The following is a 999-nucleotide window of genomic DNA, read 5'->3' as shown; positions in this document are numbered from 1 at the left end:
CGCACCGCCCGGCTCCGGCCCACCCGTAACGCCTCCCGGCGGTTGGGGGCCACCGCCACCCGGCGGCTGGACGCCCTCCCCCGGTGCTGCACCACCGCCCGGCGGATGGTCCCCGCAGGGCGGGGCGTGGGGGTCGCCGCCCGGTGGATGGTCCCCGCAGACCGGCGGTTGGGCGCCGCCGCCCGGCGGCGAGGAGCCGCGGCAGCGCCTGCACCCGTTGAGTCCCGCCGTGCACGGCGCGAAGTCCCTGGTCGTGGTGATCGCCGGGCTCTCCTGGTCGACGCTGTCCCGGGTCGGCTTCGGCTGGTTCGCCGTGCTGGTCGCGGTCTTCGTGCTCGGCGCCACGGTGCTGTCGGTGATCAGCTGGTGGAACACCGGCTACCACGTGGTGGGGCGCGAGCTGCGGGTGCACGAGGGGCTGCTGTGGCGGCGCACCCGGGCCATCCCGCTGGAACGGTTGCAGGCGGTCGAGGTGGTCCGGCCGCTGCTGGCCCAGCTCACCGGTCTGGCGGAGCTGCGGCTGGAGGTGGTCGGCGGGGGCAAGACCGAGGCGCCGCTGGCCTACCTCAGCGTGGCCGAGGCCACCGCGTTGCGGCAGCGGCTGCTCGCCGTGGCCGGTCGCGCCCCGGCGTCCGCGCCCGCCGACCCGGCCACGCCGGCCCCACCCGTCCCGGCCGGCCGCCGGCTGCACGCGGTACGCAACCAGGACCTGCTGGTCAGCCAGCTGCTCACGCCGCAGGCGTTCCTGCTGCCGTTCGGCCTGGCGTTCGTGGTGGCGCAGTTCCTGTCCGAGGGTTCCTGGTCGTTCATCGCGGTGGCCAGCACGCTGACCGCGATGGCCGGCGTACTGCTACAACCGGTCCGCCGGGTGCTGGACGACTGGAGCTTCCGGCTGGACCGCGACGACCTCCAGGGTCGAGGTCTTGCCGGCGCCGTTGGTGCCGAGCAGCGCGTACAGCTCTCCGGGCCGTACCTCGAAGGAGAGGTCCTTGACGGCGT

General features: G+C 75.3%; 1 pseudogene. It reads left to right on the top strand.

Features of this window, described 5'->3' with window-relative positions:
• Nucleotides 1-229: 229 nt before the first annotated feature.
• Nucleotides 230-904: pseudogene (locus HUW36_RS33415) on the top strand (PH domain-containing protein); the annotation flags it as partial.
• Between the last annotated feature and the right edge of the window lie 95 nt (nucleotides 905-999).

This window comes from Micromonospora maritima (assembly GCF_902825405.1).
GTDB classification, from domain to species: domain Bacteria; phylum Actinomycetota; class Actinomycetes; order Mycobacteriales; family Micromonosporaceae; genus Micromonospora; species Micromonospora maritima.
The sequence above is the reverse complement of the archived record's forward strand: the minus strand, read 5'-3'. Positions and strand labels throughout refer to the sequence as shown.